The organism is Blastocatellia bacterium, assembly GCA_035573895.1.
In the GTDB taxonomy this organism is placed as follows: domain Bacteria; phylum Acidobacteriota; class Blastocatellia; order HR10; family HR10; genus DATLZR01.
Genome location: DATLZR010000047.1, coordinates 15450 through 31993 on the forward strand (window position 1 = coordinate 15450; position 16544 = coordinate 31993).

General features: G+C 60.2%; 11 protein-coding genes and 1 tRNA gene. 3 read left to right on the top strand and 9 right to left on the bottom strand.

Going from position 1 to position 16544, the window contains the following annotated elements; translation table 11 throughout:
- The first annotated feature begins 179 nt into the window (after positions 1-179).
- Positions 180-3470 (top strand): TonB-dependent receptor, encoded by a 3291-nt coding sequence (locus VNM72_05380; GenBank protein HXF04832.1) that lies wholly within the window; start codon positions 180-182, stop codon positions 3468-3470.
- A gap of 77 nt (positions 3471-3547) precedes the next feature.
- Here the strand turns inward: VNM72_05380 and VNM72_05385 are convergent.
- The 8 genes from VNM72_05385 to VNM72_05420 all read right to left on the bottom strand — a co-directional run bounded on the left by VNM72_05385 (position 3548) and on the right by VNM72_05420 (position 11873).
- Positions 3548-3626: transfer RNA gene (locus VNM72_05385), tRNA-Pro, on the bottom strand.
- A gap of 373 nt (positions 3627-3999) precedes the next feature.
- The gene (locus tag VNM72_05390) at positions 4000-5751 is read right to left on the bottom strand and encodes an ATP-dependent DNA ligase (GenBank protein HXF04833.1); all 1752 of its coding nucleotides are present in this window, start codon (positions 5749-5751) and stop codon (positions 4000-4002) included.
- 65 nt (positions 5752-5816) lie between these two features.
- A complete protein-coding gene (locus tag VNM72_05395) occupies positions 5817-6479 on the bottom strand; it encodes a peptidylprolyl isomerase (protein HXF04834.1) in 663 nt (220 codons plus the stop codon).
- 98 nt (positions 6480-6577) lie between these two features.
- Entirely contained in the window at positions 6578-7096 is a 519-nt protein-coding gene (locus VNM72_05400; protein HXF04835.1) for a hypothetical protein, read from the bottom strand.
- A gap of 309 nt (positions 7097-7405) precedes the next feature.
- Complete coding sequence (locus tag VNM72_05405; GenBank protein HXF04836.1) at positions 7406-8398, bottom strand: tetratricopeptide repeat protein; 993 nt, start codon at positions 8396-8398, stop codon at positions 7406-7408.
- A 96-nt stretch (positions 8399-8494) separates the two neighbouring features.
- Positions 8495-9691, bottom strand: a complete 1197-nt coding sequence (locus tag VNM72_05410; protein ID HXF04837.1) for a glycosyltransferase family 1 protein — start codon at positions 9689-9691, stop codon at positions 8495-8497.
- Complete coding sequence (locus VNM72_05415; protein HXF04838.1) at positions 9688-10359, bottom strand: class I SAM-dependent methyltransferase; 672 nt, start codon at positions 10357-10359, stop codon at positions 9688-9690. Before VNM72_05415 ends, VNM72_05410 begins: the two co-directional genes overlap by 4 nt.
- Positions 10356-11873, bottom strand: coding sequence for an oligosaccharide flippase family protein (locus tag VNM72_05420; GenBank protein HXF04839.1), 1518 nt, complete (start codon positions 11871-11873; stop codon positions 10356-10358). The genes VNM72_05415 and VNM72_05420 overlap by 4 nt, the downstream gene beginning before the upstream one ends.
- Positions 11874-12120: 247 nt before the next feature.
- On the opposite strand from VNM72_05420, the gene VNM72_05425 reads away from it, so the two are divergent.
- Together VNM72_05425 and VNM72_05430 are read left to right on the top strand one after the other, a co-directional pair.
- Positions 12121-14148 (top strand): hydantoinase/oxoprolinase family protein, encoded by a 2028-nt coding sequence (locus VNM72_05425; protein HXF04840.1) that lies wholly within the window; start codon positions 12121-12123, stop codon positions 14146-14148.
- A 64-nt stretch (positions 14149-14212) separates the two neighbouring features.
- The gene (locus VNM72_05430; GenBank protein HXF04841.1) at positions 14213-15865 is read left to right on the top strand and encodes a hydantoinase B/oxoprolinase family protein; all 1653 of its coding nucleotides are present in this window, start codon (positions 14213-14215) and stop codon (positions 15863-15865) included.
- Here VNM72_05430 and mdh read toward each other — a convergent pair.
- The coding region (gene mdh / locus VNM72_05435; GenBank protein ID HXF04842.1) for a malate dehydrogenase at positions 15862-16544 on the bottom strand (683 nt) is incomplete at its 5' end. The genes VNM72_05430 and mdh overlap by 4 nt on opposite strands.

Below are 16544 nucleotides of genomic sequence, written 5' to 3' on the forward strand. Positions count from 1 at the left end.
TGCTTCGTCTCTCTGGCCGCACCGTGAAGGGAGACCCTCAAAGAGCCACGCCGTCCCGTCCAAGCACGGTCTGATCTGCTCCTTTTGCCCCAGGCAAGTTGAGTTTTGCTTGACAAGACCCATCGGGATCATTACCTTTGGCAATCAGAATGACGGTGCGGGAGTAAGGAGGATCGAAGATGATTCACCGTCCCCGAATTCAAGGGCTGAGGCTCGCTCTCGCTCTGGCCAGCGTCGAACTGGTATTCCTCTCGGCGGTCCTGGCTCAGATGCCGACCGGGGCTATTCGCGGCACTGTCAGCGATCCCCAGGGAGCCGTCATTCCCAATGCGGTGGACACGGTCGTCAGCAAGGCCACCGGGGAGAGTCGGCGCGTGACCACCACTGCCGATGGAAGCTATACGGTCGAGAATTTAATGCCTGGAGTCTACGAAGTCACCGCCGAGTTCCAGGGATTTGCCCCGCAGGTACGACAGGTGACGGTTCAGGTGGGGACGATCACCTCGAGTGATTTCTCGCTTCAGGTCAACAGCCAGAGCGAGACAATTGAAGTCCAGGCTGATCCTCCCCTCATTGATGCGGTCAATTACAAGATCGCCGGCGTCATCACCCGCGAGCGCATTGACGCTTTGCCGCTCAACGGACGGAATTTTTTGCAACTGGCGGCGCTGGAGCCCGGCGTCTCGGTATCGGTCTCCAATCCCGGACAGAACAACAATCTCTTTAACGTGTCCATCGGAGGGGCTCCGGCCAGTTTGACCCGGATCACCGTGGACGGCGGCAGCGTGGTGGATTATGTCACCGGCGGCGCCGCTCAGAATTTTTCCACCGAAACGATTCAAGAGTTCCAGATCGCCACGTTTAATTTCGACCTGTCTACCGGCGTGACCTCGGTGGGAGCTGTGAATATTGTCTCGCGGATGGGCAGTAACGAGCTTCACGGGACGGTCTTCGCCTTCTACCGCGATCACAACATCGCGGCTTATCCCACACTCAAGCGGAACGAGCGAGCGCCGGATCCGTTTTTCCGTCGCGCGCAGTATGGAGGGTCGCTGGGAGGTCCGTTGAAGAAAGATCGCGCCTTTTTCTTCGGCAATGTCGAGTGGCTCAATCAACGGGCAGCCGTCTCGACGGTTCATACCGGCTTCCCGGGCTTCAGCCAGTTCGACACGATCACCACCAGTCCCTACGACGGCGTCCTGGTCAATGCGCGCACGGACTTTCGCCTGAAGGAGCGACACACGCTCTTTGTCCGCTACAGTCACGACCGCAATGATACGTTCGCTCCCGATGATGTGAATACGTTGCCCTCGAACTGGCGGGTCAACCGCAATCGCGATCACAACGCGCAGATCGGCATCATCAGCCTCCTGCGCACGAACCTCATCAACGACTTTCGCTTCAACTATCAGCGGATCAACAATCGGAGCACCTTGCCGACGGCGCGAGAATGTCCGCCCGATACGCTCCCGTGCATGGGGCTGGGCGGGCCGCAGATTCGCGTCGTGGGCAGCAACCTCATTCTCGGAAACAGCTACAACGCGCCGCAGCATCGGGAGATGGACCGCTATCAGAGCACCAACAACATCTTCTGGCAAAAAGGGGCGCATAACCTGCGGTTCGGCGGCGAATGGGATTTCGGCTATGGGAAGGGAAGCTGGGCCTTTTTCGATCCGGCGCTCATCGCCGTGCATGATCCGCGCATCGTGCAACTGGTCAATTCAGGCGTGGCCGTGGCGCCGCTGCCGGGTCGGGTGAAACAAGCTCTGACGCTCGCTCTGCCGCCGGCGTTCACCGTGCCGGGCGCGACGATCACCCTGGCGGATCTGCTGCAACTTCCGCTGGCGGTGGCATTTGTCGGCGTCGGCGATCCGTCTCAACCGCCTCCTTTCAATGCCCGTCGGGCGCGACGCAACCACCGGCTGCGATTCTACGGGCAGGATTCCTGGCGGGTGCGACGGGGATTCACCCTGAGTTTTGGCTTCTCCTATCAACTGGAGAACAATCTCCTCAATCACGACCTGCCCAAGCCGGCGTTGCTCGGTCCGCTGCTTGGGCGACTCGATCCACCGGGAAAGGATGTGAACAATCTGGCTCCGGCCCTGGGGTTCGCCTGGGATGTGGGGGCACGGGGAAAGACCGTCATTCGCGGCGGCGCCGGTCTTTACTATGACACGGTGCTCATCGGAACGCGCCTGACTGAGCGAGCCTTCATCGGTCCGCTGGGAAACGGTCGGACGCTTCTCACGGGAGCTTTCTTCCAGAATCCGATCCCTTTCCCGCAGATTGCGGGATTGCCCTCACCGCTCGATCAGATCAATCCTCCCCTGGGCGCACCGCTCAATTTCACGAGCATCCCCACCAAGTTCACCGGTCGCCATTTCCTCGATGTGCTGGCCAGTCAACTGCCGCAGATTCGCGCTCAGCTCGAAGCCCTGGGGCGAGCGGGGTTGACCAACATTGACTTCTTCAAGACGGGGACCGATCTGCTCGATCCCTCGATGCAGGTCCCTTACTCGGAGCAATTCAGTCTGGGTGTGCAGCGGCAGTTACCTCATCAGATGGCCCTGTCGGCGGACATCGTGCTGCGCAAGCGCGTACACACGCTCTTTCAGACGGACCGCAATCTCTACAATCGGGTGGAGCGGCTCGGCGGCCCGATCATCCGTCGCTGTCAGGGAGCCGAGGCGACGGATCCTTCCGTGAAATGCTCCAATGGTCCCATCAGTATCTACCAGACGAGCGGACGCGAAGAGTATAAGGCTCTACTCGTCAAGCTCGACAAACGATTTTCCCACCGCTATCAGTTCACCGCCTCCTATGCGCTGTCGAGCCTCACCGGGTTTTTCCCCCGCGAGGATCTCACCGACTGGTTCCGCCATCACGGGCCGCTGGACGTGGATGCCCGGCATCGGTTCAGTTTCAGCGGGATCGTTGATCTGCCGCGGGGATTTCAGTTGTCGCTCATCGCCGTGTATGCCAGTCGTCCACCGCTCAACGCCCGGCTGCCGGCGACCTACGATCTCAATGGCGATGGCACCTTCGGCGATACGCTCCCCGGATTGCCGATCAATTCTCTCGGACGGGGCACGTCCAAGAGCGATCTGATGGCCCTCGTTCGGCGCTTCAACGAAACTCTCGCCGGAACGAAAGATGCGGCGGGCGCAACCCTTCCCTTCCTTGTTCTGCCGCCCCGGTTCGACTTCAACGATACGTTTCAGACGCACGATGTCCGGCTGTCGAAGACCTTCGCCCTGCGCGAACGATACAAGTTCCAGGTGCTGGTCGAAGTTTTCAATCTCTTCAACATCTCGAATCTGGGCGGTTATAGCTCGCAACTGGATTTCACGTCCGACCCGCAGACGCCGCCCGGCGTCTTCGCTTTCGGTCAGCCCACGCTCAAAGCGAGTCAGGTCTTCGGTCAAGGGGGAGCCCGCGCCGTTCAGTTCGGTGCCCGGATCAGTTTCTAATCCCTGCGAGGCCACGACGCTGTCACGGATCGAACGGTCAGCGCAGCAGAAGGGGAAATGCCCGTCACTCTCTCTGGTGGTCGGGGCGGGCGGATTTGAACCGCCGACCTCTTGCTCCCAAGGCAAGCGCGCTCGACCAGGCTGCGCCACGCCCCGACAATTGCGGCTCCTAATCTACGAGACGCCGAGCGAGCTTGTCAAACGTACCTGCCGGGAACACCTGCTTTTTGCCGGAGGCCGAAGCGGTCACCCCGCCGGTGATCGTCTGAACGGCGATGAGGAACAGGCGCCGTCAACAGAGGGGCCATCGGTCGTGGCATTAACTGCGTCGAAAACCCTGGTCCGAGCGCATCTTCAACGCCCCATCCGCGTTCACGTCCACATTTGGCAAGCCAGTTTGACCTCCGGCTGTCTTCTGGAGGCCGCCAGGACATCCTCTCTCTTTGCTTGCGGCTCTCTTCGATCTGCCTTGGCCTTCGCGTTGCTGTCCTGATCCCTGTCCGGTCGGAAGTCGGTTGAGGCGAAAGCGTCACGCTTCTGCTTTGACCTTTCGCTGCATCTGGAACATCTCGATGATTTCGCCCACGGTGTTGGCATCTTCGGGGTTTTTGTCCTCGCGGATCCAGCCGACGATGCGCGGGAAGCGCAGCGCGTAACCGGGTTCATCATCGTGCTTGCCGCAGGTATGGACGGGCGATTTGGTGATCTCATCGGCCAGCACGGTGACGACGTAGCGGGGTTCCACCCAGACATCGGGTTCGATGAGCGAATCCACGCGTGCCGGACGGTGGGCGACGCGCACGCCATCGAGTAGTTCGCGTATCCGCACCCAGTTCTCTTCGCTCAATCCGCTGCCGATTTTAGCCACCGTCTTGAAGGTATCACTCTGCCGATCATAGACGGCACCGAGCAAAGCCCCGATGCCGAATTTCGCCCTCATGCCTCGTCCGCGAAAGTAGCCGACGAGAACGACGTCAACCGTATCGCTGAGTTCGCCTTTGTACGAACGCTTCAGCTTGATCCAGTGAAATCCCCGGGCGCCAGCCTGATAGGGCGCATCGAGTTTCTTCGCCACGATGCCCTCCAGCCCGCGGGCGATGTTCTCCTCGAAAAACCGTTCGATCTCCCGGGGATCATCGGTGATGATCTGTTCGGCCAGGCGAATGCGCTCGCCGGCAAGGATGAGGTGTTCGAGCGCCTGACGCCGGTTCAGGTAGGGATGAGGGGTGTAATCGGTTCCATCGGCATAGAGGAGATCGAAGGCGTAGAGCACGAGCGGATATTCCCGCGCCATCTCCTCGACGCCGTGCTTGCGCTTGCGCTGGACCGTGACCTGGAAGGGATAGAGTTCGCCGGTCTCTTCGTTGATCGCCAGGGCCTCGCCTTCAAAGATGGCCTCGCGCGCCCGAATCTGCTGACGAACCCCTTCGATGATCTCGGGGAACATCGGGGTCGTGCGTTCGAGATTGCGGGAGAAAGTCTCCACCGTCTCTCCGCGCTTGTGAATTTGCAGGCGGAAGCCGTCGAGCTTCACCTCGACGGCGCAGCGACCGATTTTCTTGATGATCTCTTCGGCGGTGGGGAGTCGTTCGGCAGCGGCCATGCGAATGGGATTGCCGACCTGTACGTGAAAATCGCGGATGCCTCGCTCCCCTTTCTGGAAGAGCGTCCGGGCCACCAGGCCGAGATCGGAACAGAGGTTGTAGGCTCGTTCCAGTTCGGGGCGAAAGCTACGATCTCCTTTGAACGCCTTCGAGAGGGAATCAAGAATGGTGGGATCGCCGATCCCCAGGCGCAATCGTCCCATGACGAAGCGGGCGATATAGCGGGCTTCCTTGGGCGAGCAGGCGCTGAGCAGATCGGCCAGCCGGCGAATTTTTTTCTCCACGCTGCCTTCGCCTGACGTTTGGGCGATGGCCAGCAATTCGTCATAAACCGTCGTCACATCGAGGCGTTTGCCCCGGGCCCCTGCGCCTCGATGCTTCACCAGAAGCTGTTCGATGACCAGTCCCGGATCACCGAGCTTTTTGTAAAGTTCGGCCACCCGCGCTTCGTTTTCTTCGGTCGCCGAGGCGATGGCGCGCAGGATGAGCTTCTCGGCCATGCCGATCTCGATCCCTCGAAACGAGGGCGCCAACTGTTCCTGGCAGAGATAGACGACCTTGTCAATCTCGTCGCTGTCGGCTTCCTGAAACAACCGACTGAGAATATCGAACATCTCCAGCCGCTTGGTCGTCGCCTCCAGTTGTTCAAAATAATCGGCCAGGCGCGCAAATTTCATTTTTTTTCGACTCCGTGAGGAGACCGCCATGCGGTGCGGTCTCGCCTCGGTTCGACGCGGGTGACTTACTTCACCCGCTCGAAGGTAATGCTGGTGATTCTCACGGGATCAATCGGCTTATCATTGGCATCTCGCTTGACGGTTGAGATTTTGTTGGCCACAGCCTGACCTTCGACGACCTGTCCGAAGATCGTGTGTTTGCCGTTGAGGTGCGGTGTGGCAGCCACGGTGATGAAGAACTGACTCCCGTTGGTGTTCGGTCCGCGATTGGCCATGGCCAGCCGTCCCGGACGATCAAATTTCAATGTCGGTCGGATCTCGTCTTCAAAGGTGAATCCCGGCGAGTAGCGTCCGGTGGCCGTCGGATCACCGGCCTGAATCATGAACCCGGGGATGACGCGGTGAAATTGAATGCCGTCATAGAAGCGACCCTTGATCATCCGTCCGGTGCGCGGCGAGAGGTAGGCTTTTCGTCCCTCGGCCAGGTCCATGAAGTTGGCGACGGCCTTCGGCGCCTCCTTCTCGAAAAGCTGGCAGACGATGGTTCCCATCGTCGTGTTGATGATTGCATAGAGTCCGGGAGCGCGTTTAGCCGGAGCCGAAGACGGTTTGGCTTTTTGCTCTCCGGCATCCACCGGACGGTGCAGCGCAGGCGTTCCCGCTTGTGTCGTCACGCAGAAAGTCATCACTGCTCCGAGCACGAAGGTGGAAACGGTTTTTCGTCTCATAAATCCCTCCGAAAATCACCACGGATGGACACGGATCGTCTCGCCGCTCCGTCTCCCTCCGCGTTCTCATCATTTCAGAGTGGAAGCTTGCGCGACTTTCATTGAAATTTGAGTCCCTCCAGGACGATCTCGAAGGTCGAAATCACAGCTTGAGAGGGTACGGGATCAATCGTGACCTCGATGATCATGGATTCGTTGGGGCCGAGAGTCGGACGCCGCCGGGGAATGGGAGCCGCCAGCCGCTGGGCCACGGGCGTGTTGTTGAAATCGTAGACGACGCCTTTGACCTCCACGCCGGTCAACGTGCGCGGGCCTCGATTGGCCAGCAATCCCCGGAGAACGACGATCTTCTGCTTGAGCATATTCTCGGCCTGGACTCCTTCCTGCTTCTCGATGGTGACGAACTTTCGATACTGCTCGAATTCCGGTGATCCGGCGCGGAAAGCGTCGGCCAGAGGACGCTCAGGCTCGCCCGGGGCCACCGACGGCGTCTGCCGAGCGCTCCAGTACAAAATGGCGGCAATGACGGCGGCAAACGCAACAGCCGTGGCCGCGAGGATCTTGAGCTTCTGTCGCTTTTCGGCCTGTTCGATTGTCTCGATCGGCGATTCAAACATGATTCATTCCGGCAACTGGCTTCAACCTCTTACCTTATATCGTACTCCCGACAGGATGCGCAAGCCAGGCATCCCCTGGGAACAGAAAGGGGCGACACGCTTGAGCCGTTGCCAGAGGTCTGGAAGGAGCCCCGTAGGTTCATGATCTCGACATATCGCCACGAGTGAGAGGAGGGGCTTCTCGCAGCCTCACACCCGGAAAGAGTTTTCTACCGCTCCGGGAGCGTTCTCCACCAGGGTAGGAAAGCTCCGTTCGTGCGGTCCTGTCAGAAGCCGGGGGATCATCGCGAGGGGGAATCGCCCGAATGCTCACCTCCTGTTGGGAGCGGCATCGGGGGGATGGCCCAGGCGCACGAGAAGTTCTCGCACACGCTCGGCGTTGGGCGAGTTCGGATCGAGTTGCAAATAGCTCTTCCAGGCCGCGACCGCTTTGGGAACGTCACCCGCCTGCGCGTAGAGTTTCCCCAGGTAGAGATAAGCGAGCGCCTGCGGCTGCCCGTCGGCTTTGGTGCCGCGCACCAGGTGGGATTCGGCCTCCGTCGGCCGATCGGTTTCCAGCAGTGCAATTCCCAGGTGGACATGAGCCACTAGTAAATCCGGGCTCTTCTCCAGCACGCGCGTCAGGGGCTCGATGGCTTCTTGATGGCGATTGAGATAGTTCAGGCTGATGCCCAGATTCAGGAGCGGATGCAACGCCTCGGGGTCCTTCTCCAGCGCCTGACGCAAAAGCGATACCGCGGTTGCGTACTCCTTCTTTCCCATCTGCAACACGGCCAGCTCGTTGTAGGCGTTGACGAAGTTCGGATCCAGTTCGATGGCCCGGCGCAATTCTTTCTCGGCTTGCGCGAAGTTTTTCTTCTGGATGTGTCGCAACGCCTCCTCGTACAGCTTGAGCGCCTGTGGCGAGGGAGGATGAGCCAGCTCACGGGCGGAAACGACATTCGGAGGCTGGCGCGGTTCTTTCTCCAGCGGCAGGAGATTGACCGGAACGTATCCCCGGCTCGTGGCATAAAAACTGATGGTCGTTGTGGCGAAACTCCGACCGTCGCTCTCAATGGTGATCGTATACGACCTCAATGGAGCAAGCCCACGAATGATGAAGCGCCCTTGCCCATCGGTAAAATAAAACTGAGGCGGATCACGACCATCTTCCGGCGCAACGATGAGGCGCGTCACCCTCTGGATCGGCTGACCGGTCGGCAGAAAAACCTGTCCTTGAACGCTGACCTGCGCCTGCACCGGGGGCGAGGGAAGCAGGAGATTCCATCCCACGAGCACGGTGATGTAGCACAAACGCTTCATGATCCTCGTCCCGGGCGCCACGTATTGTAGAATCGGTCTCCTCTGTGGATCAAGCTCAAGTAGCGCAGCCTTTCCAGGTCCGCGAGAGAAAAAACCTCAGGCCCCCCGCTTAGATATTCCCCCGGAGACGGTCTCCTCGTAGAGGGCGAGGACCTCCTCGGCCATTTTCTCCCAGGAAAACCGATGCGATTGGATGATCCCCGATGCCCGGCGGCGCTCCCATTCCACGTCATCGTGGTAGAGCTGGTGAATGGCTCGGCCGATCTCTTCGGGCTGATCGGGCGGAACGAGGATTCCGGCGGTCCCGACGGCCTCCGGCAAGGACGAGGTCGCGGACGTGATCACGGGAACCCCGCAGGCCATCGCTTCCACCACCGGCAGACCGAATCCTTCGTAGAGCGACGGATAGACGAAAACGCGCGCGCCGTTGTAGAACGAGGGCAGGACATCTTCGGGAACCGCTCCGACGATAACGATTTTGTCCCTGAGCGGCGAACGTTCGAGGCGGTGAAAGATCGGTCGGTGCAACCATCCGGGAGGACCGACCAGCACCAGAAGGGCATCCGTCCCCAGCCGATGAGCAATCTCAAAGGCTTCGATCAAGCGAACGATGTTCTTCCTCGGTTCCAGCGTACCCACGTGAAGAATGTATCCCGGACGAAGCTGATAGGTCGCGAGAACTCGTTCCGTTTCTGCCTCGGGGTAGACGTGAAACAGAGCGTGATCGCAGCCGGGATAGATGACGCGAATCTTCTCCGCCGGGATCCCGCAGTGATTGACCAGGTCGTTTTTGGTCGAGTGGGAAATGGCGATAATTGTATCGGCGATGTCTCGTGCGAAGGCGATCTTTCGTTGGTGAATGCGAATGTTGGCCGGCGTGTGAAACTGCGGAAAAAGAACGGTGGTGATGTCGAACATGGTGATGATGTTTCTGCCGGGCCGGGCATCCCACTGAAGGACATCGGAGGAGTGAAAGAGATCGAGCCCGCGAAGGTGCGATTCCAGAGAGGTCCCCGTCAGAAGGGTTTCCATCCAGCGCGTGACAGCCTGGAGGGGGAGCGGCAGTTTCCGGGAGAGAAGAAATACCAGTCCCCATGAGCCCTTGCTGAGGAAGTGCACGCGGGGAGGCCCTCCCAGGTCCTGGAGCGAAGGGGACGGCAACCGGGAGACGTTGACGAGGTGATACTCATGATTATGACCGTGAGCGAGCAGGTGGCGGACGAGTTCCCAGGTGTACTTGGGCACTCCGCCCTTTCCCACCGCGAGCGGCGTCACGTCAATGCCAATCCTCATGATCCGATGGCGTCCTCAGCGGGTTCGATCTCGCACCAGAATTCCTGATAGTAAACCTTCGAGGGCCAGAAGCGGAGGAGTCGTCGCACCCATCGGTGGAGCCGGGGGCTGTCGAAAAAGGCCGGCAGGACGGTCGAGAGGTCGGTCGGGATGATTTCCTGGAAGCGGACGATTCGTCCCTGGCTTCGCTCCACAAGCTGGCGCAATTCCGGCTGCGAGAATCCGTGATGCTTGTGCGTGCGATCCAGTTGGTGGTACTCCACAATCCCATAGCGCCAGAGATCTTCGTTGCGCTTGGGAACAGCCACAAGAACATTGCGGGCGACGCGCAGGCAGCGAGAGAGCAGGCGCACCGGATCGTCCACATGCTCCAGTACGTCGTAAAGAATGTAGGTGTCGCTCGGAGGCAGATCAACGGTGAAGGCATCGGCAATCACCAACGTCACTCCATCCGGATAGGCATATCCCTCGTACCGTTGTTGATCAATCCCGATGTAGCTTCCGTTCCAGCCCCGCTCCTTCAAATAAACATAGAGCTGACATGTCCCGCAGCCGAGGTCCACGATATTTCCCCGGTTGTAGGCGAGCGCGAGATCTCCCAGGATCGGATTGACCGCCGTCTTCCAGGGATAATCCCCTTTTTCCGCGATCAGAGGATCACATGTCATCGGGATGATCCTCGCACGACAGCCGTGTAGTATTGTTTGAGCTTCAACCGTTCCCCCGGCTCGATGCACCCGCAGAGGAGACAGGAGACGAGATAGAGGGTTCCTCCCGCCAGGAGAATCAAGGCCAGACGCAACCATGTCGTTGCCTCCGGTGCCGCCACGACAAGAAAAGCCGTCGGTGGCCCGGCGGCAAGAAGAGGCCGGAGCAGGATGCGGCTGATATATTCGCCCGGGCGAATGCCAACGATTTTCCGGTTGACCTGAGCCAGGAACAAAGGAACCTGAATCGCCGCGTTGAGGATCAAGGAGAGAGCCGCTCCGTTGATTCCCCAGCGAGGGATGAGCAGGAGAGCAAATCCCAGGTTCAGCACCGCGCTGAGCGTGGCAAAGAGGGCGGGCAGTTCGGGTCGCCCCACCCCCTCGGCGACCACGCAGGGGAGGGCAGAAAAGGATGCCAGAAAGAACCCGAAGGCCAGCAGGCGAAGAGCCATCTCACTGTGGGCCGCCACATCGGGTCCCATCCAGAGGACGAGAATTTTATCGGCCATCACCACGAGCACGAGTGTCAGCGGCAAGACCAGTAATAAAATGCTCTTGGCTCCGCGAAGGTAGAGATCACGTAGAGTCTCGGTCTCACTCTGATATTCGCTCACGGCGGGGAAGAGCGCGGTCGTGATGTTGGGGATCAACGAGAGCATGCGTTGGGCGACGGCCTGGGGAATCGCGTAGTAAGTGACCTGAGCAATGGGCAGGAAGAGAGCGATCAACAGGCGATCCGTTTGAAAGACCAGGTGCCCGCTGATGAGGGAGAGAGCCTTGAAGCCGCTGAAACGCAAAAGCCGGGCCAGCGTCGGCCGATCCCATCGGGGGACGAACGCCATCCGGGGAAGAAGCCGCTTGCTCACGAGAGCGAAAACGCCGAGCCCCACCCAGGCCATGACGACGTTGAAGATCACGATCTCACGGAGCGAGAATCCGAGCGCCAGGAGTATGACCTGTCCCAGCACGGTCGTCGTCCCCAATCCGATGGTGGCCTTCACCAGCAGATCGAATCGTTGGAGCGCCTGGGGAATGGCCATGAAAACCATCGCCAGCATCGTTGCCAGCACCCCCAGAGAACTGAGGGAAAAAGCTTCTCGAGCGGTGCCGATGAGCGCCGGTGGGAGATCAAAAACAGTGGTGGCCAGCGGCTCGGCCAGAATCCACATGAGGAGTGCCCCTCCGATTCCGACAAGAATGTAGAGCGTCAGGGCCGTCCCCACCAGTTTCCGGAGCGCCACAACATCCTGACGGGCATGGTACTCGGCCACATATTTGATCACGGCAGCTCCCAGTCCGAGATCGAGAACTGCCGCGTATCCGACAACCAGAGTGATGATCGAGAGCAAGCCATACGAGTCCGCCCCGAGATGACGGACGATATACGGAACCGATCCCAGAGTGAGGAGCAGAAACCAGACCTGGGCCAGAAAGTTGTACGAGATATTGCGCAGAAGCCGATGCCCTCGATCCATCGGTGTGCTCCTCGCTCGCCCCGGATCCGTGAAGCATAGAGTGTGGCGCGAGTCCGTGAGGGAGGGCAAGAGAAGTAGCGCTGACTTTCCAGTCTGCGAAAAAGCACGGGCTGGAAATCCAATGTAGCGCCGACTTTTCAGTCTGCGAAAAAAGCGCCACAGGTTGCGCCGTTGACCCTTGCGGGAGATCTTGATAATCTCACACAGCCCGCTGAGCGATGACGACGCAAAGATCAGGACGATCATCATGCGACGCATTGGCGTAGATACTGGAGGAACGTTTACCGATTTCATCTTCGTGAGCGACGGGGCAATCGAAGTATTGAAACTCCCCTCGACGCCGAGGCGGCCGGAGGCTGCATTCCTCACGGGTGTGAAGAAGCTACTTCGTTCGACGGACACCGACGTGGAGATCGTGCACGGGACGACCGTGGGGACAAACGCCGTGCTGGAACGGAAGGGAGCGCGGACTGCTCTGCTGACGACCGCAGGATTTGAAGATGTGATCGAGATCGGCCGCCAGAATCGTCCGGGGCTCTATTGGTTGAAGGCTTCCAAGCCGCGCCCGCTCGTTCCTCGGGAACTGCGTTTTGGCATCCGCGAGCGCGTGACGTCAAGTGGCGATGTGCTCGTGCCCGTGGATGAGTCGCAGCTCGAGATGGTGGCGGATCGGCTCGTCGCTCTCGGTGTCGAGTCCATTGCCGTGTGCTACCTTTTTTCTTTCCTTCGCCCGGAGCACGAAGCGCAAACAGCCGTGCGGCTGCAACGGCTGGGCTTGCCGATCTCGGTGTCCCATCGCATCCTGCCGGAATATCGAGAGTACGAACGAACCTCCACGACGGTGATCAACGCGTATCTTGCCCCGCTCATGGCCACCTACCTTCGGCGCATGGCTGAAGGGCTGGAGCGACTCGATGAGCAGGGAGCGGAAAAGCGGTGGTGTCGCCTGCGCCTGATGCAGTCCAACGGAGGCGCGATCTCGGCCGAGGTGGCCGCCGAGCAGCCGGTGAGAACCGTCCTGTCGGGACCGGCGGGGGGCGTCGTGGGGGCTTATGAGGTCGCTCGCCGGGCGGGCTTCGCGCGCATCATCACGTTTGATATGGGCGGTACCTCGACCGATGTCAGCCTGGTGGATGGAGCGATCCGGACGACGACCGAAGCGCGCGTGGCTGAACTACCCATCGGTATTCCGGTCATTGATATTCACACGGTGGGAGCGGGCGGAGGGTCCATTGCCCGACTGGATGAAGGGGGCGCATTGCGCGTCGGACCCGAAAGTGCCGGAGCCGATCCCGGTCCCGTCTGCTACGGTATAGGCCGTGATCTCACGGTGACGGATGCGCACCTGATTCTCGGCCGACTCGATCCACACTATTTCCTCGGAGGCCAGATGACGCTCGATCTCGCCCGGACCGAGGAGCACTTTGCCGCCTTCTGCCGGAATTTTCCGTCGCTTGGCCGCACGACGGCGGAAGCGGTCGCCGTCGCTCAGGGAATTCTCGATGTGGCCAATGCTAACATGGCGCGGGCCATCAAAGTCATCTCGGTCGAACGCGGTTACGATCCGCGCGAGTTCACGCTGGTGGCCTTTGGCGGGGCCGGGGGCCTCCACGCCTGCGATCTGGCCGAGATGCTCTCGATTCCCCGCGTGCTCATACCGGAAAATCCGGGATTGCTTTCGGCGCTCGGCGTGTTGCTGTCAGATGTCGTCAAGGATTATTCCCAGACCGTCATGCTCCCCCAAGCCGAGATCGTCCCGGAAAAGGTGGACCGATGGTTCATCCCGCTGGAGGAGCGCGCACGCCAGGATTTGCAGGCCGAGGGATTTTCCCCGTCGGCGATTCGATTCGCTCGATACCTCGATCTGCGATATGTCGGGCAATCATTTGAGCTGTCCGTACCCTGGTCGGCGAATGCCGTTGAGGAATTTCATCGCGCTCACGAGCAGCGATACGGCTATGCCGATCGCACGCGGGCGGTCGAACTGGTCACCGTGCGGGTGAGGGCCTGGGGGGAGACCGAGAAGCCGTCGTTTCGCGCGAGAGAAAGCGCCGGTCCGAAGCCTTCGCCTTCGGCGATGTGGGCCCGCCGACGGGTCTATTTTTCGACCCGACCGGAGGAGACGACCTTCTATCGGCGCGAGGAGCTGGCTCCGGGAAATGTCTTGGACGGTCCGGCCATTGTCCTGGAGTACAGCGCCACCACGGTCATTCCTCCCGCGTGGCAGGGTCTCGTTGATGCGTGGGGCAATCTCATTCTCCAGCGGAAGAAGTAGCGCAGACTTTCGAGTCTGCGGACGAAAAATCGCATATTCGATGCATCATTTTTCGGAGGAGATAATGACCGACCACCTCGATCCAATCCAACTGGAAATTTTCAAATCCCTTTTCGCCGCCATTGCCGAAGAGATGGGTGTGACGCTGCGGCGGACGGCATTTTCGCCCAACATCAAAGAGCGGCGGGATTATTCCTGCGCCGTTTTTGACGGAGCGGGGAATCTTGTCGCCCAGGGAGATCACATGCCGGTTCATCTCGGTTCGATGCCCCTGTCGGTGCGGGCCGCCGTTGATGCCGTCCGTTTTGAACCGGGCGATGTCGTCATCCTCAACGATCCCTATGAGGGAGGGACTCACCTGCCGGATGTGACGATGGTATCAGCAGTCTTTGCCGACGAAGCGACTCCAGCCGGAGGAAGCATTACCGGACAATCCACGGCCGGCGGGAGGCCTTTGTTTTACGTCGCCAATCGGGCGCATCACGCCGACATCGGTGGGATGGCGGCGGGTTCGATGCCGCTCTCGACGGAGATTTTTCAAGAGGGGGTGCGGATTCCGCCGATCAAGCTCTACGAGCGGGGCCAGCTCAACCAGTCGGTCATGCGGCTCATCCTGGCCAACGTGCGCACGCCGCACGAACGGGAGGGAGATTTGACGGCTCAACTGGCTGCCAACCGCACGGGCGAACGACGGCTCCACGAGATGGTACGAAAATACGGCGTCGGCGTCGTGACAACGGCCATGCGCGAACTCCAGGCCTACGCTGAACGAATGGTGCGACGTCGCCTGGAGACGATTCCCGACGGCATCTACACCGCCGTTGATTATCTGGATGACGATGGAATTACGGATGAGCCGGTGGAGATTCGCGTGACGATCACCATCGCGGGAGATTCGGCGGTTGTGGATTTCTCCGGATCGTCTCCGCAAACGCGCGGAAACGTCAATGCCGTCTTTGCCATTACGCTCTCGGCGGTCTTTTATGTCTTCCGTGCGATTATCCTCAGCGATGTTCCGGCCAATGCGGGCATTCTCGTGCCGATTCGCGTGAAGGCTCCGGAGGGAACGGTGGTCAACGCCGTTTTCCCTGCGCCGGTGGCAGCGGGCAACGTCGAGACATCACAGCGAATTGTGGATGTGTTGCTGCGTGCGCTGGCGCCGGCCCTGCCCGATGTCATCCCGGCAGCGTCGAGCGGCACGATGAACAATTTCACTCTTGGAGGAATTGATCCGCGCACCGGGTCGCCCTTCGCCTATTATGAAACCGTTGCCGGAGGCATGGGCGCCAGTCCCGACGGTGATGGCGACAGCGGCGTCCACACGCACATGACAAACTCGTTGAACACGCCGGTGGAGGCCCTGGAATATGCGTTGCCCGTGCGCGTGCGCCGCTACTCGTTGCGGGCCGGGTCCGGAGGGAAGGGGAAGCACCGCGGGGGAGATGGCATCATCCGGGAGATCGAGGTGCTGACGGATGCCGACATCTCCATTCTCTCGGATCGCCGGCGGTTTGCTCCCTATGGTCTTCAGGGAGGGGAACCGGGGCAGCCGGGGGAAAACGTCCTCCTCTCATCGGGGCGCGAGGAACGATTGCCGGGAAAAATCACGCGCCGGGTGAGACACGGCGACATCATCTCCATTCGGACGCCCGGCGGAGGCGGCTGGGGACCGCCCCTCGCCGACGGAGCCCGTGGGAGTGGACGCAGCCCTTCTTAAAGCTGAATCCCTTCGATGAGCGAGCGCACGGCTTCGGCCGATTTATGCAGAGCCGCTCGCTCTTCGAGCGTCAACCCGATCTCCACGATCTGTTCGACGCCCTGGCCTCCGAGCTTGACGGGAACTCCGACGAACACTCCCTTGATGCCGTACTCGCCATCGAGATAGACCGAGCAGGGGCGAATCTTCTTTTTGTCTTTGATGATGCACTCGACCATCTCGACGACCGCCGCCGACGGTGCGTAGTAGGCCGATCCGGTTTTGAGCAGGCTCACGATCTCGGCTCCACCCTCGCGGGTGCGTTTGACGATGGCATCGAGTTTCTCTCTCGGCAGCAGGTCGGTGAGCGGAATCCCGGCGACCGACGAATAGCGAATGAGCGGGACCATCTCATCCCCGTGCGAGCCGAGGACGAAGGCGAACACATCTTCCACCGAGACGTTCAGTTCCTCGGCGATGAAATAGCGCATTCGCGCCGTATCGAGGATGCCCGCCATCCCGATGACGCGCTCGCGGGGGAAGCCCGACACTTTGTAGGCGACATAGGCCATCGCGTCCAGAGGATTGGACACGACGATCAGGATCGCCTGCGGCGAATGCTTGACGATTTCCTGCGTCACCCCCCGCACGATGTCGGTATTGACGTTGACCAGATCGGAGCGGCTCATGCCGGGCTTGC